This is a genomic window from Actinomadura sp. WMMA1423 (assembly GCF_006547145.1).
In the GTDB taxonomy this organism is placed as follows: domain Bacteria; phylum Actinomycetota; class Actinomycetes; order Streptosporangiales; family Streptosporangiaceae; genus Spirillospora.
This window is the reverse complement of sequence record NZ_CP041244.1, coordinates 2,768,491-2,794,341: the sequence shown is the minus strand read 5'-3', so window position 1 is coordinate 2,794,341 and position 25,851 is coordinate 2,768,491. Positions and strand designations below refer to the sequence as shown.

General features: G+C 73.6%; 28 protein-coding genes. 10 read left to right on the top strand and 18 right to left on the bottom strand.

Annotated elements, in window-relative coordinates:
- Nucleotides 1–2 precede the first annotated feature (2 nt).
- The 10 genes from FKD65_RS12955 to FKD65_RS12910 form a co-directional block, all read right to left on the bottom strand.
- Entirely contained in the window at nucleotides 3–902 is a 900-nt protein-coding gene (locus FKD65_RS12955; protein WP_205718645.1) for an endonuclease/exonuclease/phosphatase family protein, read from the bottom strand.
- 242 nt (nucleotides 903–1,144) lie between these two features.
- Nucleotides 1,145–2,329: a cytochrome P450 gene (locus FKD65_RS12950; RefSeq protein WP_141577741.1), complete on the bottom strand. Its 1,185-nt coding sequence runs from the start codon at nucleotides 2,327–2,329 to the stop codon at nucleotides 1,145–1,147.
- A complete protein-coding gene (locus tag FKD65_RS12945) occupies nucleotides 2,329–3,138 on the bottom strand; it encodes an SAM-dependent methyltransferase (RefSeq protein ID WP_240810119.1) in 810 nt (269 codons plus the stop codon). Before FKD65_RS12945 ends, FKD65_RS12950 begins: the two co-directional genes overlap by 1 nt.
- Nucleotides 3,139–3,277: 139 nt before the next feature.
- The gene (locus FKD65_RS12940) at nucleotides 3,278–4,411 is read right to left on the bottom strand and encodes a CU044_5270 family protein (RefSeq protein ID WP_141577739.1); all 1,134 of its coding nucleotides are present in this window, start codon (nucleotides 4,409–4,411) and stop codon (nucleotides 3,278–3,280) included.
- Nucleotides 4,408–5,010, bottom strand: coding sequence for an RNA polymerase sigma factor (locus FKD65_RS12935; RefSeq protein WP_141577738.1), 603 nt, complete (start codon nucleotides 5,008–5,010; stop codon nucleotides 4,408–4,410). The genes FKD65_RS12940 and FKD65_RS12935 overlap by 4 nt, the downstream gene beginning before the upstream one ends.
- Nucleotides 5,011–5,125: 115 nt before the next feature.
- Nucleotides 5,126–5,866 carry a DUF6069 family protein gene (locus FKD65_RS12930; RefSeq protein WP_141577737.1) on the bottom strand — a complete coding sequence of 247 codons (741 nt, stop codon included), beginning with the start codon at nucleotides 5,864–5,866 and terminating at the stop codon, nucleotides 5,126–5,128.
- Between the two features lie 4 nt (nucleotides 5,867–5,870).
- Complete coding sequence (locus FKD65_RS12925; protein ID WP_141577736.1) at nucleotides 5,871–6,884, bottom strand: RNA polymerase subunit sigma-70; 1,014 nt, start codon at nucleotides 6,882–6,884, stop codon at nucleotides 5,871–5,873.
- A gap of 101 nt (nucleotides 6,885–6,985) precedes the next feature.
- Nucleotides 6,986–7,537: a histidine phosphatase family protein gene (locus FKD65_RS12920; RefSeq protein ID WP_141577735.1), complete on the bottom strand. Its 552-nt coding sequence runs from the start codon at nucleotides 7,535–7,537 to the stop codon at nucleotides 6,986–6,988.
- A 96-nt stretch (nucleotides 7,538–7,633) separates the two neighbouring features.
- Nucleotides 7,634–7,825, bottom strand: coding sequence for a DUF397 domain-containing protein (locus FKD65_RS12915; RefSeq protein ID WP_141577734.1), 192 nt, complete (start codon nucleotides 7,823–7,825; stop codon nucleotides 7,634–7,636).
- Complete coding sequence (locus tag FKD65_RS12910) at nucleotides 7,822–8,706, bottom strand: helix-turn-helix transcriptional regulator (protein ID WP_141577733.1); 885 nt, start codon at nucleotides 8,704–8,706, stop codon at nucleotides 7,822–7,824. The genes FKD65_RS12915 and FKD65_RS12910 overlap by 4 nt, the downstream gene beginning before the upstream one ends.
- A 363-nt stretch (nucleotides 8,707–9,069) precedes the next feature.
- On the opposite strand from FKD65_RS12910, the gene FKD65_RS12905 reads away from it, so the two are divergent.
- The gene (locus tag FKD65_RS12905) at nucleotides 9,070–9,471 is read left to right on the top strand and encodes an ATP-binding protein (protein WP_240810118.1); all 402 of its coding nucleotides are present in this window, start codon (nucleotides 9,070–9,072) and stop codon (nucleotides 9,469–9,471) included.
- Between the two features lie 35 nt (nucleotides 9,472–9,506).
- On the opposite strand, the gene FKD65_RS12900 is transcribed toward FKD65_RS12905, so the two are convergent.
- The 3 genes from FKD65_RS12900 to FKD65_RS12890 form a co-directional block, all read right to left on the bottom strand.
- Nucleotides 9,507–10,064, bottom strand: a complete 558-nt coding sequence (locus FKD65_RS12900) for an AAA family ATPase (protein WP_141577731.1) — start codon at nucleotides 10,062–10,064, stop codon at nucleotides 9,507–9,509.
- 93 nt (nucleotides 10,065–10,157) lie between these two features.
- Nucleotides 10,158–10,523: a roadblock/LC7 domain-containing protein gene (locus tag FKD65_RS12895; RefSeq protein ID WP_141577730.1), complete on the bottom strand. Its 366-nt coding sequence runs from the start codon at nucleotides 10,521–10,523 to the stop codon at nucleotides 10,158–10,160.
- A gap of 38 nt (nucleotides 10,524–10,561) precedes the next feature.
- Nucleotides 10,562–10,927: a hypothetical protein gene (locus tag FKD65_RS12890; RefSeq protein ID WP_141577729.1), complete on the bottom strand. Its 366-nt coding sequence runs from the start codon at nucleotides 10,925–10,927 to the stop codon at nucleotides 10,562–10,564.
- 149 nt (nucleotides 10,928–11,076) lie between these two features.
- On the opposite strand from FKD65_RS12890, the gene FKD65_RS12885 reads away from it, so the two are divergent.
- Nucleotides 11,077–11,973, top strand: coding sequence for a hypothetical protein (locus tag FKD65_RS12885; protein ID WP_141577728.1), 897 nt, complete (start codon nucleotides 11,077–11,079; stop codon nucleotides 11,971–11,973).
- A 67-nt stretch (nucleotides 11,974–12,040) separates the two neighbouring features.
- Nucleotides 12,041–13,102 carry an SDR family oxidoreductase gene (locus FKD65_RS12880; RefSeq protein ID WP_141577727.1) on the top strand — a complete coding sequence of 354 codons (1,062 nt, stop codon included), beginning with the start codon at nucleotides 12,041–12,043 and terminating at the stop codon, nucleotides 13,100–13,102.
- A gap of 3 nt (nucleotides 13,103–13,105) precedes the next feature.
- On the opposite strand, the gene FKD65_RS12875 is transcribed toward FKD65_RS12880, so the two are convergent.
- Complete coding sequence (locus tag FKD65_RS12875; protein ID WP_141577726.1) at nucleotides 13,106–13,867, bottom strand: IclR family transcriptional regulator; 762 nt, start codon at nucleotides 13,865–13,867, stop codon at nucleotides 13,106–13,108.
- Between the two features lie 107 nt (nucleotides 13,868–13,974).
- On the opposite strand from FKD65_RS12875, the gene hutH reads away from it, so the two are divergent.
- The 6 genes from hutH to FKD65_RS12845 are packed head-to-tail and all read left to right on the top strand — an operon-like array spanning nucleotide 13,975 to nucleotide 21,541.
- Nucleotides 13,975–15,519, top strand: a complete 1,545-nt coding sequence (hutH, locus tag FKD65_RS12870) for a histidine ammonia-lyase (RefSeq protein ID WP_141577725.1) — start codon at nucleotides 13,975–13,977, stop codon at nucleotides 15,517–15,519.
- An 11-nt stretch (nucleotides 15,520–15,530) separates the two neighbouring features.
- Nucleotides 15,531–17,186, top strand: a complete 1,656-nt coding sequence (hutU, locus tag FKD65_RS12865) for a urocanate hydratase (RefSeq protein WP_141577724.1) — start codon at nucleotides 15,531–15,533, stop codon at nucleotides 17,184–17,186.
- Between the two features lie 10 nt (nucleotides 17,187–17,196).
- Entirely contained in the window at nucleotides 17,197–18,396 is a 1,200-nt protein-coding gene (locus FKD65_RS12860) for an allantoate amidohydrolase (protein WP_141577723.1), read from the top strand.
- A gap of 10 nt (nucleotides 18,397–18,406) precedes the next feature.
- Nucleotides 18,407–19,765 (top strand): formimidoylglutamate deiminase, encoded by a 1,359-nt coding sequence (locus FKD65_RS12855; RefSeq protein WP_141577722.1) that lies wholly within the window; start codon nucleotides 18,407–18,409, stop codon nucleotides 19,763–19,765.
- Nucleotides 19,766–19,811: 46 nt separating this feature from the next.
- Nucleotides 19,812–20,984, top strand: a complete 1,173-nt coding sequence (gene hutI / locus FKD65_RS12850) for an imidazolonepropionase (RefSeq protein WP_141577721.1) — start codon at nucleotides 19,812–19,814, stop codon at nucleotides 20,982–20,984.
- 20 nt (nucleotides 20,985–21,004) lie between these two features.
- On the top strand, nucleotides 21,005–21,541 hold the full coding sequence (locus FKD65_RS12845; RefSeq protein ID WP_141577720.1) for a bacterioferritin: 537 nt from the start codon (nucleotides 21,005–21,007) through the stop codon (nucleotides 21,539–21,541).
- A 10-nt stretch (nucleotides 21,542–21,551) separates the two neighbouring features.
- Here FKD65_RS12845 and FKD65_RS12840 read toward each other — a convergent pair whose 3' ends face one another.
- The 3 genes from FKD65_RS12840 to FKD65_RS12830 all read right to left on the bottom strand — a co-directional run bounded on the left by FKD65_RS12840 (nucleotide 21,552) and on the right by FKD65_RS12830 (nucleotide 24,334).
- The gene (locus FKD65_RS12840; RefSeq protein ID WP_141577719.1) at nucleotides 21,552–22,052 is read right to left on the bottom strand and encodes a flavin reductase family protein; all 501 of its coding nucleotides are present in this window, start codon (nucleotides 22,050–22,052) and stop codon (nucleotides 21,552–21,554) included.
- Complete coding sequence (sppA, locus tag FKD65_RS12835; protein WP_141577718.1) at nucleotides 22,037–23,740, bottom strand: signal peptide peptidase SppA; 1,704 nt, start codon at nucleotides 23,738–23,740, stop codon at nucleotides 22,037–22,039. Before sppA ends, FKD65_RS12840 begins: the two co-directional genes overlap by 16 nt.
- An 87-nt stretch (nucleotides 23,741–23,827) precedes the next feature.
- Entirely contained in the window at nucleotides 23,828–24,334 is a 507-nt protein-coding gene (locus FKD65_RS12830; RefSeq protein WP_141577717.1) for a PaaI family thioesterase, read from the bottom strand.
- Nucleotides 24,335–24,463: 129 nt separating this feature from the next.
- Between FKD65_RS12830 and FKD65_RS12825 the strand changes: the two genes are divergently transcribed.
- A complete protein-coding gene (locus tag FKD65_RS12825; RefSeq protein ID WP_141577716.1) occupies nucleotides 24,464–25,321 on the top strand; it encodes an NUDIX domain-containing protein in 858 nt (285 codons plus the stop codon).
- Nucleotides 25,322–25,495: 174 nt separating this feature from the next.
- On the opposite strand, the gene FKD65_RS12820 is transcribed toward FKD65_RS12825, so the two are convergent.
- A complete protein-coding gene (locus tag FKD65_RS12820; RefSeq protein WP_141577715.1) occupies nucleotides 25,496–25,846 on the bottom strand; it encodes an ACT domain-containing protein in 351 nt (116 codons plus the stop codon).
- Nucleotides 25,847–25,851: the final 5 nt, after the last annotated feature.

Here is a 25,851-nt window from a genome sequence, read left to right as displayed (position 1 = left end):
GGTCAGCTCCGGAAGGCGAGCCGGGCGATCACGGGGTCGTGGTCGGACGGGTAGAGCCCGCCGGCCCGGTAGGGGTCGATCTCGGCCCGCGCCGTCCTGATCCGGCCCCGGACCAGGATCCAGTCAATCCGCCTGCCGCCCGGTTCCGGCGGCTCCCAGTGGTTCTCGGTGCGGTACTGCGGTCCGTGCCGGTCGGCCGCCGTCCAGGTGTCGCGGAACGCGTCCGGGCCGGTGAGGATCGTGTACGCGGGGGACGCCCCGGCCGTGTCGTTGAAGTCGCCGGTGAGCACGACCGGCGCGCCCGCCTGGAAGCCGCGGACGCGGTCGAGGATCAGGCGGGCGCTCTTCTCCCGCGAGCCCGCCGACATGTTGTCCAGGTGGGTGTTGGCCTGGTAGAACACCGTGCCGGTGCGGCGGTCGCGGAACTTCGCCCACGTCACCATCCGGACGTAGCGGTTGCCCCACGTGGCCGAGCCGATCACGGCGGGGGTGTCGGAGAGCCAGAAGTGGTCGAAGTCCAGCACCTCGAACCGCTCCTTGCGGTAGAAGATCGCGAGGAACTGGTCGCGGGTGCCGCCCTGGCTGCCGAGGCCGATCCAGGCGTACTCCGGAAGCGTCCGGACGAGGTCGCGCACCTGGTGCCAGCGCGCCTCCTGCACCCCCAGAAGATCCGGGTCGTGCTCCCGCAGTAGGCGCCTGACCAGCGGCAGCCGCGTCCTCCAGTCGCGGGGCGGGGGGTCGTTCACGCCGCGCAGGTTGTAGGTCATGACCCGCAGGGCCCCGTCGCCGGACGCCCTGGGCTCGGCCAGCACGAACCCGGAGATCAGCAGGATCGCCGCGCCGGCGACCACCGGCCAGAACCACCGCCGGCGCAGCAGGCGCCCGGCCGTCCCGGCGCTCACCGGCCGCCGCGGGCCCCCGGCGCGGGTGCGCGCCGGAGCAGACCGCCCTGTTGCGTCACCATGCCGCCCCCGCCGCCGTGCCATGCCGCTGCCGTCGCCATGCCGCCACCCGCCCAGTCCAGCCGACGCTTCGAGCATAGATCGCGCGGCTGCGCTCGGAAATGGTGGTCGAGCGCCGGAGGCGTGGCCGCCACGTCCGGCCGCCACGTCCGGCCGCCGCGCGGGCAGCGGCCCGGCGGCGGTCAGACCCGGACGGGGAGGGAGACCAGGCCCCGGACGATCGAACCCGTGCGGTGGTGGCGCAGCTCGGCGGCCGGGACTGCGAGGGCGAGATCGGGGAACCGCTCCAGCAGGCCGCCGATGGCGATCTGGCCTTCCAGCCGGGCCAGCGGGGCCCCGAGGCAGAAGTGCGGGCCGTGGCCGAAGGCGACATGGCCCTTGGGAGCGCGGGTCACGTCCAGCCGGTCGGGTTTCTCGAACACCGCCGGATCGCGGTCGGCGGCGCCGAGCGAGACGTGCACCCAGGCGCCCTTGGGGATCGGCGTCCCGGCGATCTCCATGTCCTCCAGGGCGATGCGCTGGCTCGCCCGCTCGACCGGGCCGTCGAACCGCAGCAGCTCCTCGACGGCGGACGGCAGCAGCTCGGGCCGCGTCCGGAGCAGTTCGAGCTGGCCGGGGTTCCGCAGGAGGGCCAGCACCCCGTTGCCGATGAGGTTGACCGTGGTCTCGTGCCCGGCGATGAGCAGCAGCGCGATCGTCCCGAGCATCTCCGCCCCGGTGAGGGCCGACTCCCCGTCGCGCGCCGTGATCAGTCCGCTGATCAGATCGTCCTCGGGACGGGCCCGCCGCTCGGCGATGACCTGGAGCAGGTAGTCGTTGAACGCCCGGGCCGCCTCCCGGCGGCGCTCGCGGGCCTCGGCGCTCAGTGCGGGCACGGTCAGCACGGCCGTCCACTCGCGGAACCGGGCCCGGTCGGACGCCGGCACGCCGAGCAGCTCGCAGATGACCTGGATCGGCAGCGGGACGGCCAGCTCCTCGATCAGGTCGGCCTCGCCGCGGGCGGCGATGCCGTCCAGCAGCCCGTCCGCGATCTCCTGGACGCGGGGGCGCAGCCGCTCGACCCGCCGCCCGGTGAACGCCTTCGCCACCAGCCCGCGCATCCGGGTGTGGTCGGGCGGGTCCATGGCGAGCATCGTGCCGCCGAAGAACAGCTCGGAGTTCACGGGCACGGTGCTGTAGGAGCTGTCCTTGGACAGGCGCGGATCGGACAGGGCCGCCCGGCCGTGCTCGTGGTCGACCACGAGGAAGGCGGTGGCGCCGGGTGGGAAGTCGATCGGATGGACGGGCCCGGACTCCCGCAGCTCGGCGTAGACCGCGCAGGGGTCCTCGCTGAAAGCCCGGCTGAACAGCAGGTCCAGTGCCAGCATCAGATCACCCTTCCGACGCCGGCGAGGAAGCCGGGCCTGGACATGTCGGGCGCGGACGGCTCGGCGTCAGGCCGCCAGTCGGCCACCTGGACCAGGCCGGGGCCGACCAGCTCGGTGCCCTCGAAGAACGTCATGACCTCGTCGATCCCGCGCGGGACGATGTCGCCGGCCCCGGTCCTGCCGTACGCGCCCCTCACCTGCCGCTCGACCTGCGGGGAGATGTCACCGGCGTGGCCGTGCGTGATGGCCACGTGGCTGCCGGGGGCCAGCGCCGCGCGGAGCCTCGCCACGATCTCCGCCGGACGCGCCTCGTCCGGGACGAAGTGCAGGATGGCCAGCAGCAGGAGCCCCACCGGCCGGTCGAAGTCGATCCGGGCCTTGACCTCGGGATCGTCCAGGATGCTCTCCGGCAGGCGTAAGTCGGCCTGGATGACCGTCGTCAGCGGGTTGTCGGCCAGCAGCGCCCGCGCGTGCGTGAGCACGATCGGGTCGTTGTCCACGTAGATGACGGTGGAGCCGGGAGCGGCGCGCTGGGCCACCTGGTGCACGTTCTCCTGGGTCGGCAGCCCGGAGCCGATGTCGAGGAACTGCCGGATGCCGCGTTCGGCCATCATCGTGACGGCCCGCGACAGCAGCAGGCGGTTGGCGCGGGTGAACTCCAGCACGTTCGGCATCGCGGCGACCACCTGGTCGGCGGCCTCGCGGTCCGCGGCGAAGTTGTCCTTGCCGCCGAGGTAGTAGTCGTACATCCGGGCCACGCTGGGAGTGTGGGGATCGATCACCCATTCCGGATGGTGCTCACCGCTCACGGACGGACCTCCCTGCCCGGGTACCCGATCGCCCGATTGTAGGGGCGGACGCCCGACAATTTTGATCATTTCGCCGAAAGACCCCGGAGCACCGGCTCCGGGGTCCGCGTCCTCGCCGGGCGCGCCGGCGCAGGGCGCGTCAGCGCGGGGCGGTGTCGGTCCATCCGGAGGCCAGGTTCACCACCGAGTTGATCAGCGACCCGGGTGCGCGTCCGGCGTTGCGGCCCGCGGGTTCGAGCGCGAGCCGCTCGTAGGCCAGGGCGGTCCCGGACGCCTGGTCGATGATGAGGCGGTGCTCCAGGACCCCGTCGGGGGTGTCCTCGTCGATCGCGACCGCCGTGCCCCGGCGTCCCTCCGCGTCCCGCACCGTGCCGATCGTCCGGACGGTGGGCAGGTCGGCGATCATCCGGAAGGCCGCCGCGCGGACCCGGGGGGTCACCGGCATGTAGAGGATGATGTCGCGGGCGACCGAGAACATCCAGGAGTCGCCGGTCTTCTTCCTGGTCAGCGGTTCGGTGTCGGCGCCGGGACTGCCGAACGACTTGAGCAGCAACAGCCTCAGGCGGTCCGGGTCGGCGGGCAGCGCGCGCAGGCCCCTCATGGTGATGTTCTCGCCGAGCGAGAAGATCGCCCCGCCGGGCGGGAGCGGCTGGCAGGTGGTGGCGGGCGGGCCCGCCGCCAGTTCGCGCCTCATCGGTACGCGGCCTTTTCCGTCGACAGGGATCTCGAAGGCGCCGGGGGAGCCCGCGCGCCGCCAGGCCGCCCTGTCGGCAGGGGCGGCGGGGCGCGTGCCGAGGTCCTGCATGCGGCCGCAGCCGCGCCCGGTGGGGCTGCTCGGCGTCCAGCCCTCGGAGCGCCGCGTCCAGACCACGGTGTAGTCGCCCGTCGGCGCGTGCAGCCGGTAGTAGAGGCGCGAGACACTCGTGTCGTGCCAGTACCCGCGCATCGTGTCCTCCTGCCGGTCGGCGCTGTGCGCCGCCGCGAGCAGGACCGTCCGAGCGTCCGGGGGAGGGGTGGTCGAGTGCCGCGGGCCGGCTTCCGGCAACATCCCCCCGACTGACACCGCTACGGCCGCCGCGGCCGCCGCGGCGACGACGGTGAGGCCAGAGCCCCCTATCCGCAGGCGTTTCGAAGCGGCGGCGAGGCCACGCGAGCGCCGGGGGCCGTCCCCGCCGGCGATGTCCCTCTCCACCTGGGCGAGCGCCGCGGCGGTCTTCTGATCGGTGGGACGCGGCTGGTCGAGGAGACGGCGCACCAGGTCGATCTCGTTCATCGGTCTGACTCCTCGGTGATGAGCGTGGGGTCCACCCCGCCCAGGGCGTCACGGAGCCTGCGGCGGGCGCGGTTCAGCCGGGAGGCCACCGTTCCGGGGTTGAGGCCCAGAGCCTCGGCGACCTCGGGGTAGGTGCAGTCGCCGAGCGCGACCAGCAGCAGCACGTCGCGGTCCCCCCGCGGCAGGCCGCGCAGTGCCTCGGCGAGCCTGCCCCGCACCAGACCCGCGCTGACCTGGGCCACGACCCGCTCCTCGTGCCCCGCCTGCGGGGCGCCGGCGGGGGCCTTGGAGAGCGTCCGCAGGTACCGGGCCTCGCCGCGCCGGTGCATCGCCACGAGCTTGGTGGCGATGCCGAACAGCCACGGCCGCAGGGCGCCGCGCGCCGGGTCGTACCTGTCGCGCCTCCGGTAGGCCGTCAGGAACGTCTCCGCGGCGATGTCGTCGGCGGCGTCGGGGCCGAGCCGTCCCGCGACGTACCGGTGGACGTCGGGGAAGTAGCGGCGGAAGATCTCAGCGAACCGCTCGGGCTCATCCCACGATGCCTCGATCACCACGGCGTCGTCGCGGAGCGGGTCCGCGGCGGCGGGGGTGTGGCTCATCGTCATCTCGTCCTTCGCTGGGGCGGTCGGTCATCCCTTCTCTGCCGCTCGCGCCGAAACCCTTCACCCGGTGCGCTCTTCGCTGGGAATCCGCGCGTCGTCCCGTGGCGGGGCGTCAGCCGGTCCGGGCGCGGAGGCCCCGGGCCAGGGTGGGGATCATCACCGTCGCGGGGACGAGGTGCAACCCGGCGAGAACGGCGATGGTGGTGCCGTCCGCCCCGGAGAGGAAGGGCGGGACCAGCGAGATCGCGGTCAGCGACACCGCCGTCCATACGAAGCGCTCGGCGGGGCGGGCGCTCCAGCGCAGGAGCGCGGCGGCGATGGCGATGCCCACGAGCGAGAAGAAGCCGGTCACCACGGCGAATCCGCCCAACGGGATCGACTCGCCGCCCTCGGGGAGCTCGAAGTCGACGCCGGCCGCCAGGGCGAGCGCGGCGGCGAGGGTGGTGGCCGCGGTCGCCGCGACCGCGCCGATGAGGCCGGCGGCGGCGAGGCCGCGAAGCCGGGGGGCGTAGCGGTTCTGGTCCGATGCCGGGACGGCGCCGGTGTCGTTCATGCTGGTCATGTCGTTCCTCGTCATCCGGTGACTGGCATATGGGGTGTGTTGACCGGTGCGCGACGGTTCTGGGTCGCGGGTGACGATGCGCACCCTGGCCGTGCGGCGGCCGGGGTTGCGCAGGGCGCGGACGCCGGTGCCGCGGAGCCAGAACCCGGCGTCGCGGCCGAGGACCGGCCCGGGCTCGCCGCCGCGCAGCTCCAGCTGCACCCGGCCGCGGGTGACGACGCCGAACGCGTCCCGCCACTCCGCCGCGACCACCGCGACCCGCGCGCCACCGCGCAGCGCGAGCGTCCTCACCGGACTAATCGGTGCCGTCCGCCGACAGGCTCTCCGGCAGCCCGAGCCGCGGGAACCGGTCGGCGCCGAACGTGAAGAGCTCGGTGATCACTCCGCCGGTGATGCGCAGCACGTCGATCGTCAGCGGCAGGAACGCGCTCTCCTGCTCGCGCCAGAGGTAGAAGGCGACGGCGGGCTGCCGGTTCACGGCGGTCTGGACGGCGCGCAGGCCCTCCAAGCGCTCGAAGCCGTCCTCGACCCAGTCGTTCACCACCGCGTCACGGCCTACGAGCAGGCCCGGCGTGGGCGGCATCGAGAAGCGCACGTCGTCCCGCAGCATTGCGGCGAGCCTGTCGACGTCCGTGGCCACGCTGGCCTCGGTGAAGCGGCGCACCAGGTCGCGCGTCCCGGCGTCCTCCTCGCCGCCGGTCCAGTCCTGCCGCTCGGCGGGCAGGTGCTCGCGCATGCCGGCGCGGGCCCGCTGCAGCGCGCTGTTCACGGAGTTGACGGAGTCCCCAAGGAGCTCCGCGACGTCCTTGGCCTGCCAGCCGAGCACGTCCCGCAGGATCAGCACGGCCCGCGGGCGCGGCGCGAGGTGCTGGACCGCGACCAGGTACGCCAGCTCGATCGTCTCCCGCGCGACGGCGACGGACTCCGGCTCGTCGGCGTCGGCGGCGGGCAGCTCGTCGAGCAGCCGGTCCGGGTAGGGCTCCAGCCACGGCACCTCCCCGCCGGTCGCGGGCGCCGGGCGGCGCTTGGCGAGCAGGTCCAGGCAGGCGTTGGTGGCGATCCGGTACAGCCAGCTCCGGAACGTCGACCGCCCCTCGAAGGTCTCCCGCCGCCGCCAGGCGCGCAGGAACGTCTCCTGCACGGTGTCCTCGGCGTCTTCGAACGATCCGAGCATCCGGTAGCAGTGCACGTGCAGCTCCCGCCGGTGCCGCTCCGCCAGCCCCGAGAACTCCGGCTCCCCGACCTCGCCCGAACCGCTCATGCCCAGCCCGCCCCCGCCCGGCTCCTCGATCCGCGTGTCCGCTCTCACCAGGTCATCCTTCCGTCCCGTCGTGTCCGGTCATAGTTGTGACGGGTGCGGACGCGATAACTCATCACTCGGGCCGGGAGGTACCGGCGGACGGCGCGCGGCTAGGGCCGCCCGCCGGTGGGGAGGGTGTAGCGCCATCCTTCCCGCCAGCCGAACGGCGCGTCGACCAGTTCCTCCAGGGCGGCGCCGGCGAGCAGGCAGTCGAGCGCCCACTTGTTGGCCGAATGAGCGATCACCAGGACGGTCCGGCCGTCGTGATCGGTGGCCAGGTCGTGGAGGAACTCCTCGGTGGCGGCGAGGACGTCCCGGTAGCTCTGGCCACCGGGGAAGGGCCGGTCGATGTGCCGTGCGCGTTCTGCGGCCAGGACGCTGACGGCGCAGCCGTTGAGCCGCCCGTAGTCGCACTCCCGCAGCCGCGGGTCCCGGTGGACGGGAATCCGGGTGCCGTCGAAGGCGATCTGGGCGGTCTGGACGGCGCGGTGCAGATCGGAGACGAACACGGCGTGGATCCCGGTGCCCCGCCGGCGGGCGCCGAGCTCGGCGGCGAGGCGGCGCCCCTCCTCGGAGAGCCGCCCCGGAAGCCAACCGGTCGCGATCCCGCGCTCGTTGTCCTCGGTCAGCGAATGCGTCTCGAAGATGATCTCGACGGTCACACGGCTCCTCACGTGGGGCTGGGCCTCGGAGGCCGAGAAGGGCGACAAGCCCCACAGGACGCCCGTGTTCGCGGGCTCGTCCTGTGGCTCGCGCCGTCAGTCCTCCGAACGGAGGGCGGAAATGAAGACCGCCCATTCGCGGGGGGTGAAGTCGAGAACGGGCCCCGCGTCACCTTGCTTGGTGTCACGCACCCCGATGTTGCCCAGTGAAGAACGCCCGACTTCGACGCACTCGGTGTCGGGGTTGCTGTGGCTGGACTTACGCCAGCCGCTGTACTGCTGCTTCACGTATCGTGCCCTGCCCCTTCACTCAGCCGATCGGCCGCGTCCACGAGGAGTGAAAGACTCTCCAGCGCGGGGAGTGCGGTCTCCCGGAGGCGGTCGTGGAGACGTTCATACTTTGCCACCTCCACGGGCGTCGTGTGGATGAGGTCCGTGCTCGCGTTCTCGGCCACGACCAAGGGCGGGTCTGCCGGGTCGGGAAACCCATAGATCATGTACGTGGAGGGCGGCAGGCGACCGGGGGAGAGCCGACCGTCCAAAGGCATTACGAGAAGAGTGAAGCGGGGCTGGCGGGAGACCACATCGACCATGTGGCGGAGCTGGGCCGCCATTGTCTCTGCCGGGACGGCGAGGCGTCGCAGCACGAACTCGTCCAGAATGATCTCGGCTGCGGGGCCCTCGGTCCGAAAGAAGGTGTGCTGCCGTTCGAGGCGAGCCTGGATGGTCCTCTCGGGCACATAATTGAGCTCGGAGCCTTCCGCGAGGTCCAGATCGATGAGCGCCTGAAGGAACTCGGCGGATTGCACGAGGCCGGGAACCGACATCTGGTTGTAGCCGCGGATGGTGGCGGCGCCCGACTCCAAGTCGGCGTACAGGCGCTGCCTCGCGCCCATGGTGTCGCCGTAGGAGTCCCACCAGCCGCGTTCGGAGGCGTCGCAGGCTATCTGGTGGATCTCGTCGAACTTCTCGCCGGTGACGCCGAGGACGCGGAGGATCTTCACGATGTCGCGGGTGTCGGGGCGGCAGCGGGCGTTCTCTAATTTCGACACCGTCATTCGCGAGCGGTAGATGCGGCGGGCCAGTTCGTCGCCCGTCATGCCGCTCTGCTCGCGGAGGGCCCGCAGTTCGGTGGCGAGACGGCGGCGGCGCACGAATGGGCTGGTCATGCAGACCTCCTTGATGGGGGCGGCGCCGACCGGGGAGCGGCGACTCCACTCTGTGTTACCACGTGATCTCCGAGCGTGTCATCGATAGCCGCGCCCTCGAACGAGCAAAGTGGGAGGTCAATGCTTCTTCCGGTGGCGTTCCGCAGGCGAACGCGCGTACGGCGAACCGTTCCGCTCGTTTACGTAAACGAAGGTGAACGTGCGCAGCGGGGGAGTGCCGCACCCTCGGGGGGCCTGTCGGCCTGCCGCTTTTCCCAACCGGAGTGGCGCGGTCGCCGAACATGGAACGGCCGATGACTCGCCGTCCCCGAGAGGTGATCGATGCTGCTGGCCGCTTCCGTTCCCGCCAGGCATGAAGCTCCGATGTACTGGCGACGGGAATTCCGGGGCAGACCGGACCAGATCCGCCGCGTCCGGGCCTTCGCCGCGCACCTCCTGGCCGACTTCCCGGCCCTGGACGACATCCTCCTCGTCTTGGACGAGCTGGCCGTCAACGCGATCCAGCACACCCGCTCGGGCGCGGACGGCGGCCGCTTCACCGTGGACATCAGCATGGACGTCGCCGGTGTGATCGTCTACGTCACCGACCAGGGCGGCCCCGGAGAACCCAAGCTGCGTCCGCTGGCCGAACTGGAGGAGGGCGGTCGCGGCCTGCTCACCGTGGACGCCATAGCCGCCACCTGGTCCTGGACGGGCACCCCGGAATCGCGCACCCTCCGCGCCACCTTTCCCCGCACGTACGCCTCAGTCGGCCGACATCGCTAGCTCCCTTCAGGGCGTAGGCCGGCCGCCCAGGCGGGTCATTGGTCGTGGATCTGGGCTTTGGGGAGGTCGGTGAGGATCGCGTCCACGGTCTGGTCGGGTGTCTGGGTGGAGGTGTCCATCCAGAGGCCGCGGCGCGGGGTCTCCCGGCGCAGGCCGGCGTCGAGAGCGCGGACCGTCCAGGCGTCGCCGTAACCGCGCTTGCCGCGGCCCGCTTCGCGGGCTGCGACCACCTCGGGGTCCGGTGCCAGGACGACCACGTACATCGGGCGCGTGGTCACCGCGGCGACGTAGTCGTCAAGGAATCCGCCGAGAACGACGTCCTGGACTATGACGGTCCATCCGGCCTGCGCGTACAGGTCCGCGACCGTGGCGGACGCCCGGTAGCGCAGGCGCAGCTGCTCCACGGCCTCGGGAGTGGGCTCCGACGTCATCTCCTCGCGGCCCGACACGATCATCCGCCGGAAGGAGTCCCCCCGCAGGTGGACGGACCGCGGGAGCCGCTCTGCCAGCAGTTGGGCGACGGTGGACTTCCCGGACGCCATGATGCCCGTGACGAGCATGACCGCGGATTCGAGCTGTGGCACCGGTTCCATGACAGGCCATGATGCCCGCTCACCGCGGGCGCCTCGGCCGCGCCGGTTCGGAGGAGCCGGTGCCGGAGAGAGCCGGTGCCGGGAAAGGCGGGGTCAGTTCTGTTCGAGAATGGTGCCGAGCCGGTCCACGGTGGCCCGGGACTGGAGATGCAGGTCGGCGATGTCCAGCCCCTCGTCGCCCAGTACGACGAGCAGCCCCGTGTGCCGGATGGCATAGACCACGATGTGGCCGCTCTGGCACCGGGTGACGACCTCGCGCAGTTCACCCATGCCGACCTCGTTCCCCGCGCTGCGGCCGAGGCCGAGCGAGGCCGCGGCCAGCGCCGCCAGCACGTCGGGCCGGACCTCGTCGGTGTCGGACGCGACCAGCATGCCGTCCACCGACGCCACCGCCGCGTCCGTGACGCCCACGACCTTTCCGCGCAGTGTCTGGAGTTCCGCCAGCACGGATTCGCGCATTCCCGTTCCCCCTCAAACGCCCCGTGTCGGAGACGCGCTCAGATGCTGAGTTCGGCCTCGATGCGCCGCAGGTGGTGGCGGGCGAGGGCCAGGTTGGCGCGTTCCCGGGTGAGGGCGAGGTAGAGGAACAGGCGGCCGTGGCCGCGGCCGAGGATGCGGATCAGGTGGTACTGCCGCTGCAGGGTGATGAGGATGTCCTCGATGGAGTCGTCGATGGCCAGCGACTCCAGGGTGCGGACCTTCGCCCGCACGACCTCGGTGTTGCCGGCGGCCGCGACGTCCAGGTCGAGGTCCTGGCCGCCTCCCAGCGCCCCCAGGGACATGCCGCTGTCGTAGTCGACGAGGGCCACGCCGATCGCGCCGTCGATGGCCATCGCTTCCTTGAGCGCCGTTTCGATGTTCATCCCACTCCCGACATATTGCTTGTTTCGGACGCTAATGTATCCCGCGATCGGGCTTCCACAACCGGGAAACCTCGGATTCCGCCGATCCGATGGCGCGGCCAGACTCAAAAGGGGCATCCGGCGCCGTCAAAGAAGGTGAGAAGGGACAGATGGCAGCAGATACGCAGCCACCGGGTGAAGACGGGCGTGACCACGCGGGGGTGCTGATCTCGGCACTGACCCGGCGCGGGCGGCAGGGATTCACCGGAACGCTGCGGATGGACGGGACGCCGGGAGGCTCGGTGAGCATGCGCGACGGTCTGGTGGTGGCCGCCTCCACCCCCGCCGCGCCGGGGCCCGAGCCGCTGCTGCTGCGATCGGGGCGGGTCAGCGAGGCCGAATGGAGCGCCGCCTTCACCGCCGGAGCGCCGGAGGGCAGGCTGGAGCGCGAGCTGGTCGTGCGCGGCCTGCTCGGCGACGCCGGGGTGCAGGTCGTCACCCGTGCCGCGGTCGCCGACGCGCTCTTCGCCATGGCCCTGTGCGGGGTCCGCACCTGCACCGCCGACCCCGGCGATCCCGCGCCGCTGCTCGCGGCCGACCCCGGGCTGGACGCCGAACGGGCCGCCCGGGAGATCCGCCGCCGGCTCGACCTCGCCCGGTCCTGGACCGCGCTCGGCCTGTCCGTGCGGTCGAGGCCGCGGAGCAAGCAGCCCGTCGAGTCCGTGCACGTCAACGCGCAGCGCGGGGAACTGCTCGCCAAGGTCAACGGCCGCCGCACGCCGCGCGACATCGCCTTCGCGCTCGGACGCGGCCTGTTCCCCGTCATGAGCGACCTGGCCACGCTCATCGTCGACGGCCTGGCCACCCTCGAACCGCCCCTCGTCGGAGGGCCCGAGGACGTCCTGCCCCCGGCGCCGGAAGGCGACCCCGCCCCCGCCCCCGCGCCCGGATCCCCGGGCGAAAGCCTCCCCTCTCAGGCTCCGTCCCCGCCTCCGGTGTTCGGAGGGTCCTTCCAGGAGCCGGCCGGGCTGCCTCGGCGCCACCGGGCCACCGACGCCGAATCCTGAGGCGCATCGTCCCGCTGCCGGGAGAAGGCGACTCGACACAATAGGTAGACCGGTCTAGTTTTTCGACATGGCGTTCAACGAGGGCGGGTCCGCCGATGCCCTGGTCTTCGGGGCCACGGGGTTCATTGGGCGGTGGCTGGCGGCGGAGCTGCTGGGCCGGGGGCGGACGGTCGCCGTGGCCGTGCGGGACGGGGCCGAGCGCGGCGGTGAGCTGCGCGAGTGGTTGCGGGAGCGCGGCGTCGACGACCGGAGGCTGCTGGTCGTGGACGCCGACATCACCCGGCCGGATCTGGGGCTGGCCGGGGAACGCGGCGAACCCCTGGAGAGCGTGCGGGACGTCTTCAACGCCGCCGCCCTGTTCCGGTTCGGGCTGGAGCGCGATGAGGCTCGGCGAGCGAACGTCGATGGCGCCGTGAACGTCGTGCGGTGGGCGGCCGAACGCCCCCGGCTGCAGCGTCTCGTCCACGTCTCCGGCTACCGCGTCGCCTCTGCCGGCGTGCTCACCCATCCGGTGCCCGCGAGGGAGCTGGACGCGCTGTACCGGCGCCTCGGTGCGTACGAGGCGTCCAAGCTCGAAGGGGACGCGGCGGTACGGGCGGTCGCGGACGAGGTGGGCGTCCCCCTCACGGCGGTCCATCCGGCGACCGTGATCGGGCACTCGGCCACCGGCGAGGCCGGGCAGTACATCGGACTGGCCGGGACGGTGCGCGATCTCCACGCCGGGCGCCTGCCCGCGCTGGCCGGTTCGCGGCGCACGTTCGTGCCCGTGGTCACCGTCGATCACCTGGCCCGGTTCATGGCCGCCGTCCCCGAGCACGACGCGGGGCCGTACCGCGCGCACTGGATCCTGGACGACGCGACGCCGAACCTGCCCGAGCTGGTCGGCCTCCTGGCGCGGCACCTGGGCGTCCGCCCGCCGCGGGTGGTACTGCCGGTCGGGCTGGTGCGGCGGCTGCCGCGCGCGCTCACCGGCGTCGAACCCGAGACGCTCTCCTTCCTGTCGGAGGAGCGGTACGACACGTCCTCGGCCGACGCGCTGGCCAGGGAGGCGGGCCTGAGCCATCCGCCCGTGGAGGAGGCGCTGCGCCGCTGGGCCGACCGGCTGGTCGCCGACCGCTTCGGCGCGTAGCGGTCAGGCCGGGGGACGGCCGGTCAGGCGGGTCGTGAGGGCGGCGGCCGTGGTGCGGACCTGGTCGGCCAGGGCGGGCCACCCGGGTTCGGGGTGGTCTTCACGGCGGAACGTCACCGTGATCGCGGCGGTGGGGCGGCCGGTGTGGTCGAAGGCGCAGGCGGCGATGCTGGCGAACCCCTCGGTGATGTGGCCGTCCTCGGCCGCCCAGCCCCGGCGGGCGTCCTCGGCGAGGGTGCGGCGCAGGTCGCGCAGGGTGGAGGGGCCCCGGCCGGTGCGGTCCACGAAGCGGCCCGGGAACAGGGCCCTCACCTGCGCGGGCGGCAGGTAGGCCAGGATCGAGCGGCCGCTGGCGGTGAGCTGGGCGGGCATGCGGACGCCCACGTCGGTGACCAGCGTGGCGTGCCGGGGCGGCTGCTCCTTCAGCAGGTAGAGGGTCTCCGCGCCGTGCAGGACGCCGAGCTGCGCGATCTCGCCCACGCGGTCGACCAGGCGGCGCAGCAGGGGGCGGGCAAGGCGCTCCAGGGGCTCGTGGCGCAGGTAGGCGGAGCCGATCTCGAAGGCGGCGACCCCGAGGCCCCAGCGGCGCTCCTCGGGGATGTAGGTGACGAAGCCGTCCTCGGCCATCGCGGTCAGCAGGTGGTAGGCGCTGGAGCGCGGCAGCCCGAGGGAGCGGGCGATCGCCGAGGCGGGCAGGGGGCCGGGCGCCCCCGCCAGGAGGCGCAGCACCGCCAGCGCGCGGCGGGCGGCCGGGACCTGGCTCATGCTCCGATTGTCTCGTATACGAGACAAAGAGCGCGGCCGGGGGCTGGGGCCGCGGCCCCGGACGCGCTCCAATGGTGGGTATGGGTTTGGTGGGTAGGGGTTTTGGTATGGGGCACGCAGGCGTGGAGGTCGGGCCGGAACCGCTGGCCTTCGAGCAGGTCGTGGCGGTCGCGCGGGACGGTGCCAGGGTCGCGCTGTCCGGCGAGGCGCTGAAGCTGATCGGTGAGGCCCGGGCCCACATCGAGGAGCTGTCGGCCCGCCCGACGCCGGTCTACGGCGTCTCGACGGGCTTCGGGGCGCTCGCCACCCGGCACATCGCGCCCGAGATGCGGGCGCAGCTCCAGCTGAACATCGTCCGCTCGCACGCGGCGGGGTCGGGGGCCGAGGTCGAGCGGGAGGTCGTCCGGGCGCTGATGCTGCTCAGGCTGCGGACGCTCGCCACGGGACGGACCGGCGTCCAGCCCGTCACCGCCGGGACCCTGGCCGAGCTGCTCAACGCGGGCATCACCCCGCAGGTCTTCGAGTACGGGAGCCTCGGCTGCTCCGGCGACCTGGCGCCGCTCGCCCACGTCGCCCTCGCGCTGATCGGCGAGGGGTCGGTCAGGGACGCCTCCGGCGAGCTGAGGCCGGCGGCGGACGCCCTGCGCGACGCGGGCATCACGCCGGTCGAGCTCGGCGCCAAGGAGGGCCTGGCCCTGCTGAACGGCACGGACGGGATGCTCGGCATGCTCGTCCTCGCCATCAACGACCTGCGGCGGCTGCTCACCGCCGCCGACCTCGCCGCCGCGATGAGCGTCGAGGCGCTGCTCGGCACCGACCGCGTCTTCGCCGCCGACCTGCAGAACCTGCGGCCCCACCCCGGCCAGGCCGCCTCGGCCGCGAACCTGCGGGCGCTGCTGGCCGACTCGGAGATCATGGAGTCGCACCGCGGCCCCGACTGCACCCGCGTGCAGGACGCCTACTCGCTGCGCTGCGCCCCGCAGGTGAACGGCGCCGCCCGCGACACGCTCGCGCACGCCGAACTCGTCGCGGGGCGGGAGCTGGCGTCCGCCGTGGACAACCCCGTCGTCCTGCCGGACGGGCGGGTCGAGTCCAACGGCAACTTCCACGGCGCTCCGGTCGCCTACGTGCTGGACTTCCTCGCCGTCCCGGCCGCCGACGTCGCCTCGATGTCCGAGCGCCGCACCGACCGGATGCTCGACAAGGGGCGCTCCGCCGGGCTGCCCGCCTTCCTCGCCGACGACCCCGGCGTCGACTCCGGCCACATGATCGCCCAGTACACGCAGGCCGCGATCGTGTCGGAGCTGAAGCGCCTCGCCGTCCCGGCGAGCGCCGACTCGATCCCGAGCTCGGCGATGCAGGAGGACCACGTCTCGATGGGCTGGAGCTCGGCGCGCAAGCTGCGCCGCGCCGTGGACGGCCTCGCCCAGGTGGTCGCCGTCGAGATCCTCACCGCCGCGCGGGCGCTGGAGCTGCGCACCCCGCTGCGTCCCGGCCCGGCCACCGCCGCCGTGGTCGCCAGGCTGCGCGAGGCCGTCCCGCCGCCCGGCCCGGACCGCTACCTCGCCCCCGAGATCGCCGCCGCGACCGCGCTGGTCCGGGACGGCTCACTGGTCGCCGCCGCCGAGGCCGTCACCGGCCCGCTGTCCTGAAGGAGTCGAACATGTCCGGTCCCCGTCCCGTCCGCGCGCCGCGCGGCACCTCGCTGACCGCCGCCAAGGGCTGGCCGCAGGAGGCCGCCCTGCGCATGATCCAGAACAACCTCGACCCCGAGGTCGCCGAGCACCCGGACGAGCTGGTCGTCTACGGCGGGTCGGGCAAGGCGGCCCGCAACTGGGACGCCTTCGACGGCATCATCCGGTCGCTGTCCGACCTGGAGGGCGACGAGACGCTGCTCGTCCAGTCCGGCAAGCCGGTCGGGATCTTCCGGACGCACGAGTGGGCGCCGCGCGTGCTCATCGCGAACTCCAACCTCGTCCCTCAGTGGGGGACGTGGGAGGAGTTCCGCCGCCTGGAGTCGCTCGGCCTCACGATGTTCGGGCAGATGACCGCCGGGTCGTGGATCTACATCGGGACGCAGGGGATCCTCCAGGGCACCTACGAGACGTTCGCCGCCGTCGCCGAGAAGCGGTTCGGCGGCACCCTCGCCGGGACGATCACGCTGACCGCCGGGCTCGGCGGGATGGGCGGCGCGCAGCCCCTCGCCGTCACGATGAACGGCGGCGTCGCGATCTGCGTCGAGTGCGATCCGTCCCGGATCGAGCGGCGGGTGGCGCACCGCTACTGCGACGTTCAGGCCGGCTCGCTGGACGAGGCGCTGCGGCTCGCCGAGGAGGCCAGGGCCGAGCGCCGGCCGCTGTCGATCGCGGTGCTGGGCAACGCCGCCGACATCGTCCCCGAACTGCTGCGGCGCGGCGCCCCGATCGACATCGTCACCGACCAGACCAGCGCCCACGACCCGCTGATGTACCTGCCGCGGGGCGTCGCGTTCGAGGACATGGCCGCCGAGCGCGACAAGGACCGCGACGGGTTCATCGCCAAGGCGCGCGCCTCGATGGCCGTCCACGTCGAGGCGATGGTCGGCTTCCAGGACGCGGGCGCCGAGGTGTTCGACTACGGCAACTCGATCCGCGGCGAGGCGCAGCTCGCGGGCTACGCGCGCGCGTTCGAGTTCCCCGGGTTCGTGCCCGCCTACATCCGGCCGCTGTTCTGCGAGGGCAAGGGCCCGTTCCGGTGGGCGGCGCTGTCGGGCGACCCGAAGGACATCGCCCGAACCGACCAGGCGATCCTCGACCTGTTCCCCGACAACGAGCCGCTGACCCGGTGGATCCGGATGGCGAAGGAGAAGGTCCACTTCCAGGGCCTGCCGTCGCGGATCTGCTGGCTCGGCTACGGCGAGCGCGACAGGGCGGGCGAGGTGTTCAACGACCTGGTCGCGCGGGGCGAGATCAGCGCGCCGATCGTGCTCGGCCGCGACCACCTCGACTGCGGCTCGGTCGCCAGCCCGTACCGGGAGACCGAGGGCATGAAGGACGGGTCGGACGCGATCGCCGACTGGCCGCTGCTGAACGCCATGCTCAACACCTCCTCCGGCGCGACCTGGGTGTCCGTCCACCACGGCGGCGGGGTCGGCATCGGCCGCTCCATCCACGCCGGGCAGGTGTGCGTCGCCGACGGCACGGCCCTCGCCGGGGAGAAGCTCCAGCGCGTCCTGACCAACGACCCCGGCACCGGCGTCATGCGGCACGTCGACGCGGGTTACGAGCGGGCCGCCGAGGTCGCCGACGAGCGCGGCGTGCGCATCCCCATGCGGTCGTGAGAGGCGCGGCATGAGCTTCGAGGAGATGTGGGCGGAACTGCTGCCGGTCGGGCGGGACGCGGCGACCGGCGGCTACCACCGGTTCGCGTGGACGCCGCCCGAGCTGGAGTGCCGCGCCTGGTTCGCCGACGAGGCCCGGCGCCGCGGCCTCGACGTCGAACACGACCCCAACGGGAACATGGTCGCCTGGTGGTACCCCGAGGACGGGACCCGCACGGGCGCCGTCCTCACCGGCAGCCATCTCGACTCCGTGCCCGGCGGGGGAGCGTTCGACGGGCCGCTCGGCGTCGTCTCGGCGTTCGCGGCGGTCGACGTGCTCCGCGAGCGCGGCGTCCGGCCCGCGCGCCCGATCGGCATCGGGGCGTTCGCCGAGGAGGAGGGCGCGCGGTTCGGGGTGGCGTGCCTCGGCTCCCGGCTGCTGGCCGGCGCGATCGACCCGGCCAGGGCGCGCGGCCTCACCGACGCGGACGGGCACACCTTCGCCGAGGTCGTGCACAACGCCGGGCTCGACCCGCACGCCATCGGCCCCGACGAGGACCTCCTCGGGCGGATCTCCTGCTACGTCGAACTCCACGTCGAGCAGGGCAGGGCGCTGGAGGAGCCGGTCGGCGTCGCGAGCGCGATCGTGCCGCACGGCCGGTGGCGGTTCGGCTTCGCGGGCGAGGGCAACCACGCCGGGACGACCGGGCTGCCCGACCGGCGCGACCCGATGCTGCCGTTCGCGCACATGGTCCTCGCCGCGCGCGAGGCCGCCGAGCGCAACGGGACCGTCGCGACGGTGGGGAAGGTCCGGGTCGAGCCGAACGGCGTCAACGCGATCCCCTCTGCCGTGACCGCCTGGCTGGACGCCCGGGGCCCCGCCGAGGACGCCGTCCGCCGGACCGTGAAGGAGGTCGACGAGGCCGCGCGGATCGCGGCGCGCCCGCACCGGGTCAGCGTCGACCTTGCCGAGGAGTCCTACACCGAGATCGTCGACTTCGACGTGGCGCTTCGCGACCGCGTCCGCGCGGCGCTGCGCGGCGCCCCCGTCCTGCCGACGGGCGCCGGGCACGACGCGGGCGTCCTGTCGGCGCGGCTGCCGACGGCGATGCTGTTCGTGCGGAACCCGACCGGGGTGTCGCACGCCCCCGAGGAGTTCGCCGAGCCGGCCGACTGCCTGGCCGGGGTCGAGGCCCTCGCCGCGGTACTGGACGACCTGGCGCGCGGGTAGGAAGCCGACCATGCAGTGGCATGCCCAGTTCGCCTGGCTAGGCGACGGCGTCGCGGCCGACGTGCTCATCGAGGCCGACGGCGAGCGGATCACCCGCGTCACCCCCGGAGTCCCGGCCGCGCCGGGCGCCATCCCTCTCCCCGGCCTGACCCTGCCGGGTCTCGCCAACGCCCACTCCCACGCGTTCCACCGCGCGCTCCGCTCCCGCGTCCAGGCGCACTCCGGGACGTTCTGGACGTGGCGCGAGCAGATGTACCAGGTCGCCGACCGGCTCGACCCCGACTCCTACCGCGCCCTCGCCACGGCGGTGTTCGCCGAGATGGCCCTCGCCGGGATCAGCTGCGTCGGCGAGTTCCACTACCTGCACCACCGGCCGGGCGGCGCCCCCTACGGGGACCCGAACGCGATGGGCGAGGCGCTGATCGCCGCCGCGGCCGACGCGGGCATCCGGATCACCCTCCTCGACGCCTGCTACCTGACCGGCGGCATCGGCCGCCCGCTCGCCGGGCCGCAGCTCCGGTTCGGGGACGGCACCGCCGGCAACTGGGTGCGCCGCGTCGACAGCCTGTACGAGCAGACCGGCAAGGCGGAGCGGCTCCACGCCCGCGTCGGCGCCGCGATCCACTCGGTCCGCGCGGTGCCGCGCGAGCAGTTGCACGCCGTCGCGTCGTGGGCGCGGGAGCGCCGCGCGCCGCTGCACGTCCACCTGTCCGAGCAGCCCGCCGAGAACCGCGGCTGCCTGGACGCCTACGGCATGACGCCGGCGCGCCTGCTCGCCGAGGCCGGGGCGCTCGGCGCGCTCACCACCGCCGTCCACGCGACGCATCTCACCGAGGAGGACATCGGCCTGCTGGCGGCGACGACCACCGGCGTGTGCATGTGCCCGACCACCGAGCGGGACCTCGCCGACGGCATCGGCCCCGCCCGCGACCTGGCGGACGCCGGCTCCCCGATCTGCCTCGGCTCCGACCAGCACGCCGTCGTCGACCTGTTCGAGGAGGCCCGCGCGGTCGAGCTGGACGAGCGACTCCGCACCCGGGCCCGCGGCCACTGGACGGCCGGGGAACTGCTCGCCGCCGCCACGTCCAACGGACACTCCGGGCTCGGCTGGCCCGAGGCGGGGCGGCTGGAACCCGGCGCCTACGCCGACCTCGTCACCGTCGCCCTCGACTCGGTCCGCACCGCGGGCGCCGCCCCGGACCACGCCGCCGAGGCCGCCGTGTTCGCCGCCACCGCCGCCGACGTGCGGCACGTCGTCGTTTCCGGCCGCCAGGTCGTCCACGACGGCCGGCACCTGCTGGTCGAGGACGTGCCCGCGGCGCTCGCCGAGTCCATCGCCGCCGTCACCGCCGGCCCGCCCGCCGCGTGAGACCCGTGCCCCGCACGAGACCCGCCCCGCGTGAGATCCTGCCCCGGTGAGCACGGTCATCACCAACATCGGGGAGCTCGTCACCAACGACCCCGCCGTGGGGGACGGCCTGGCCGTCGTCCGCGACGCGGCGCTGGTGATCGAGGACGGCGCGGTCGCGTGGACGGGCCCGTCCTCCCGCGCCCCCGCCGCCGACGAGTCGTTCGACGCCGGGGGGCGGGCGGTGCTGCCCGGCTTCGTGGACTCCCACGCCCACCTGGTCTTCGCGGGCGAGCGCGCCGAGGAGTTCGCCGCCCGGATGAGCGGCGAGAAGTACGCGGCGGGCGGCATCCGCACGACCGTCGAGCGCACGCGCGCCGCGTCCGACGACGAGCTGCGCGCCAACGTGCGCCGGCTCGTGGAGGAGATGGCCCGCCAGGGCGTCACGACGGTCGAGTGCAAGTCCGGCTACGGCCTCACGGTCGAGCAGGAGGCGCGCGCCGTGCGCATCGCCGCCGAGTACGCCGACGAGGTGACCTACCTCGGCGCCCACGTCGTCCCGGCCGAGTACGCGGGCGACGCCGCCGGGTACGCCCGCCTCGCCGCAACCGACATGCTCGCCGCCTGCGCCCCGCACGCCCGCTGGGTGGACGTCTTCTGCGAGGAGGGCGCCTTCGACGCCGACCAGGCCCGGGAGGTGCTCACGGCGGGCGTCAAGGCGGGCCTGTCGCCGCGCCTCCACGCGAACCAGCTCACGCAGGGCCCCGCCGTGCGGCTCGCGGTCGAGCTGGAGGCCGCGTCCGCCGACCACTGCACGTTCCTCAGCGACGCCGACGTGGACGCCCTCGCCTCGTCCCGGACGGTCGCGACGCTCCTGCCCGGTGTCGAGTTCTCCACCCGCCAGCCCTACCCGGACGCCCGCCGCCTGCTCGAAGCCGGGGCCACCGTCGCCCTCGCCACCGACTGCAACCCCGGATCCTGCTACAGCTCCAGCATGGCGTTCTGCGTCGCCGTGGCCGTCCGCGACATGCGCATGACGCCCGCCGAGGCCGTCTGGTCGGCGACGGCGGGCGGTGCCCGCGCCCTCCGCCGCACCGACGTGGGGCACCTCGCGCCGGGAGCCCGCGCCGACGTCCACGTCCTCGACGCGCCGTCCTACATCCACCTCGCATACCGGCCGGGAGTGCCCCTGACACACGCCGTGTGGAAGCACGGGCGCCGGGTAGACGACATCCAATAGTCGACTGTGGAGGCCCCTAGATGGCGGAGTTCCTGACGGACATCAAGACCCTGCGCGAGCGTGCTCGGCAGGAGATCGATAAAGGCCCGATCACCGAGGCCTACGGCGCGGACCTGGAGCGCGTGATCCAGGTCTGCAACGAGGCCCTGGCGACGGAGATCGTGTGCGTGCTGCGGTACAAGCGGCACTACTACACGGCCACCGGGATCCACGCCGAGACCGTCGCGAGCGAGTTCCTCGAGCACGCGGCCGAGGAGCAGCAGCACGCCGACATGCTGGCGGAGCGGATCGTCCAGCTCGGCGGGGAGCCCGACTTCTCCCCCGACACCCTCTCCACCCGGGCGCACGCCGAGTACAACGCCAGCCTCGACCTCGTGGAGATGCTCAAGGAGGACCTGGTGGCGGAGCGGATCGCCATCGCGTCCTACACCGAGATCATCCAGTGGCTCGGCGACGGCGACCCCACCACCAAGCGCGTCTTCGAGCAGATCCTCGCGCAGGAGGAGGAGCACGCCGACGACCTGCGCGGCTTCCTGGAGCGCTTCCCGAAGTCGTAGACGGGCGGCCCTAGACGGGCAGATAGCGCCGGGCGACCCTCACGAGGGGGGTCTGCCCGGCGCTGACGTAGTCGGTCGAGACGACCTCGGCGACGAAGAGGGTGTGGTCGCCCGCCTCGACGCTCTGGCGGGTCTCGCACTCCAGGGCCGAGACGCCCTGGTCGAGGACGAGGGCCCCGGAGTGCTCGCCGCGGTGGTGGGGCTCGCTCGCCAGCAGGATGCGGGCGCTCGGGCGGCCCTCGGCGGCGAACCGGCCCGCCAGCGCGCGCTGCGCCCCGGACAGGACCGTCGCGGCCCAGCGCGGGCTTCGGCCCAGCACCTCGGTGAGGTAGGACGAGGTCGCCACGCTCGCCACGACCATCGGCGGCTCCAGCGACACCGACATGAACGAGGTGACCGTGGTGCCGAGGTCGTCGCGGCCGTCGCGGACGGTCAGCACGACCACGCCCGTGGCGAAGCCCGCGACGGCCTCGACGAATCCGGCGGTGCCCGCGCTCAGCGGATCTCCCACGAGCCGGGCAGGGTGAGCGGGCCGGCGGCGGGCAGGCCGAGCCGCGCGGCGAGGCCGCCGAGCGAGCCCCACCCGTCCAGGCGCGCGGACGCGGCGGCGCGGTCCTCGCTCGACTCCGGCGGGCGCAGCCGCTCCAGCGGCGAGGCGTGCGGGTAGAGCCGGACCGGGGCGTCGGAGGCCAGGCCCCCCTTCTTGCGGGCGATCTCCAGGGCCAGGTCGATGCCGCCGAGCTCGTCGACGAGACCGCGCTCGCGGGCGTCGGCGCCCGTCCAGACCCGGCCGCGGGCCAGCTCGTGGACGCGCTCGCGGGTCAGGTCGCGGCCCTCGGCGACCTTGGAGGTGAAGTCGTCGTAGATCTGGTCGAGGGAGGCGTTGACGCGCTCCCACTCGGAGTCGCTGAAGTCCTTGGTGGCGCTGAACATGCGGGCGTGGTCGCCGTCGGCGACCGAGCCGAGGCCGATGCCGACCCGCTCCAGCAGGTCGTTCACCACGGCCTTGCCGACCACGACGCCGATCGAGCCGGTGATCGTGCCGGGCTGCGCCACGATCGTGTCGGCGGCCATCGAGACGTAGTAGCCGCCGGACGCGGCGACGTTGCCCATGGAGACGATCACGGGCTTGCCGGCGCGGCGGGCGAGGACGACCTCGCGCCAGATCGCGTCGGAGGCGACGGCGGACCCGCCCGGGCTGTTGACGCGGAACACGATCGCCTTGACCCGGTCGTCCTTCACCGCGGAGCGGAACGCGGCGCCGACCGTGTCCGAGCCCATCGCGGGGCCCGAGTTCGGCAGCGGGCCGCCGCGGCCGCTGCGGCCGAGCCGGATCGGGCCCTGCCCGTTGATGAACGCGACCACGTCCTGCCTGCCGGGCTGCGGGAGGCGGCCCGCGAGGCCGTGCGCGCGGTTGTAGCGGGAGACGAAGCGCAGCTGCGCCTCCTCGCCGAACTCCTCGCGCAGGCCGCCGTAGACCTCGTCGCGGTAGGCGAGGCCGTCGACGAGGCCCGCCTCCAGCGCCTCGGCGGCCAGCAGCGGGCCGCGGTCGGTGAGCTCGCGGACCTTGTCCTCCGGCAGGCCGCGGGCGGCGGCGATCCCGGCGGTGATCTGCTCGCCGAGCGAGGCGACGAGGCGCTGCGACGACTCCTCGTGCTCGGGCGTGTAGGTCTTCTCCATGAACGTGTTCGCCATGGTCTTGTACTCGTAGCGCTTGGCGAACCGCGGGCGGACGCCCGCCTTCTCCAGCGCCCCGGCGAAGAACGGCTCCTCCAGCGCGACGCCGGTGAGCCCGACCTCGCCGGTGGGCTGGAGGTAGACCTTGTCGAACCCGGTGGCCAGGTAGAAGGGGACGGTGCCGCGGCCGCCCTCGCCGAACGTCTCGGCCCAGGCGACGGTGAGCTTGCCCGCGTCCCGCAGGCCCTGGACGGCCTCGCGCAGCTCCTGGGCGAGCGCCAGCCCGACGGTGCCGGTGACCTTCACGACGAGGGCGCGCACCCGGCTGTCGGAGCGGGCGCGGCGCAGCCCGTCCAGGACGTCGCGCAGGCTCGTCCGGCGCATGGACAGGATCGCCGAGACGGGGTCGGACGGCGCGGTCTCGACGATGCCCTCGGTGAGGTCCAGTTCGAGGATCAGCGGGGCCGTCCGCCGGTCGCGGGCCTGTTTGATCACGTTGACGACTGTGCCGGGATCCACCATGGCCCCCAGCCTATGCGTTCGCCCGCGCCCGTTCCGGACACCCCCGCCGGCCCCCGCTCGTGGCGCGGATCAGCGCGGGGGAGGGGGTCAGCGCGCGAACGCCTTGTTGGGGATGACGCTGGCCGACGCCTGCGCGACCGGGCGGCCGCGCTCGTCGGCGACCACGGCGTTGGAGACCATGCGCGTGCCGCCGGGGTGCACGCACGTCCCGGTCACCGTGTAGGTCTCGCCCGCCCGGACGCCGCGCAGGTAGTCGACGTTCAGGTTGAGCGTGAGCATCGGCATGAAGTGCTCGCCGGTGCTGCTCGCCGCGAGGCAGACCGCGTTGTCGAGGATCATCGCGATGTAGCCGCCGTGCACGGTGCCGCCGGGGTTGCAGAGCCGCTCACCGGGCGTCCACGCGATGGAGACCCGGCCCGGTTCGGCGGAGGTGATGTCCTGCCCGATGAAGTCGTTGATGTCGGTGAGCTGCGGGAAGCGCCCGTCCGCGATCGCCTGGATCAGCTCGGCGCCCGACAGCGCGTTCCACAGGCCGGCGGCCTCCGGGTGGGCCTCGGCCGGCCGGTGGGCCTGCGGGGTCGCCTCGACGCTCACACCATTCTCCCTGATCACGATGACCCCCGAATGCTATTCGGCGAGCGGGGTGAGGACCGGGTGGCGGCGCTGTGCCCTTCGTCACGGCTCCGGCCGCCGGCACGGGTGCGCGGCGCTATCGTCGGACGCATGGGAGACGGGGACGGCTGGGCCGCCTGCGAGTTGGGGCACACGCACTGGGGGCGGTTCGGCGCCGCGGGTCTGCTGGCCTACCACCGCGAGCCCTCCGGCCAGGTGTGGGTGCTGCTCCAGCAGCGCGCGTGGTGGGGCCTCGGCGGCGGGACGTGGGGCATGTTCGGGGGCGCGCTGCATAGCCATGAGGACGTCGTCTCCGGCGCGCTCCGCGAGACGTCCGAGGAATGCACGCTCGACACGGCGACGGTCACCGTCCACGGGACGGCCGTCGAAGACCACGGCGGCTGGTCCTTCACCTCCATCGTGGGATCGCTGCCCGAGCGCGCGCGGGTGCTGCCCGCGTCGCGGGAGACGCGCAAGGCCGAGTGGGTGCGCGCGGAAGAGGTCACCGACCGCAACCTGTTCGAGCCTTTCGCGCGCTCCTGGCCCCGCCTGCGGAACGCGATGCAGGAGCTCGTCCTCGTCGTGGACGCGGCGAACGTCGTCGGCGCCCGCGCCGACGGCTGGTGGAAGGACAGGGCGGGCGCGAACGCGCGGCTCCGCGACGACCTGAAGCGCCTGGACGGCGGCGTGCACGGCCTGCCGAGCGGCCTGTTCCCCTACGACCGCTGCTACCCGGAGGTCGTGCTCGTCGTCGAGGGCGCGGCGCGCGGCGTCGCCGACGAGCCGGCCGACGGCCTGCGCGTCGTGGCCGCGCCCGGCAGCGGCGACGACGCGATCGTCGACCTCGTCCGGCGGGGCGAGCCGGGGGAGGCCCACCTCGTCGTCACGGCCGACCGGGAGCTGCGCGCCCGCTGCGAGGCGGCGGGCGCCGCCGTCACCGGCCCCCGCTGGCTCCTAGACCGCCTCTAGTCTGTGTTTCAACGGTCCCGGCCCACTTCGCTCGCCTGGCGGCTCGCTACGTGACCGTGCCTGGGCGAACGCGGCATCGCTTCGCGATCTGCCCGGTGCCGCTCGCCTCCGGCTTCGCGGCACCGGGCAGGTCACGCGTTCGCGCGCGTGGCCGAGGCCGCTTCGGGACAGGACCTAGTTCTCCACGCGGTGGCCGGCGTCGCGCAGCGCCTCCGTCGCCTCCTTCGAGCGGTGCTCCGGGACCAGCACGAGGTCGGAGTGGTACGTCGAGGCGACGAAGACGGGCACCCCGGCCTCTGCCAGCGGCCCCACGACCCCGGCGAGCATGCCGGGCGTGTCGAGGCCGTGGGCCGTGTCGCCGTAGAAGCCGACCCACCGCTCCGTCTCGGCGAACGGTGACGCGTCCCGGATCACGGTGAGGCCCTCGGGGGCGCGGATGAGCGCGACCCACTCGTCGTCCTCGGGGAACGTCGCGTGCGGCAAGTGCTCCACCATGAACTGTCCGGGGACGATGTGCAGGCGCATTCCGT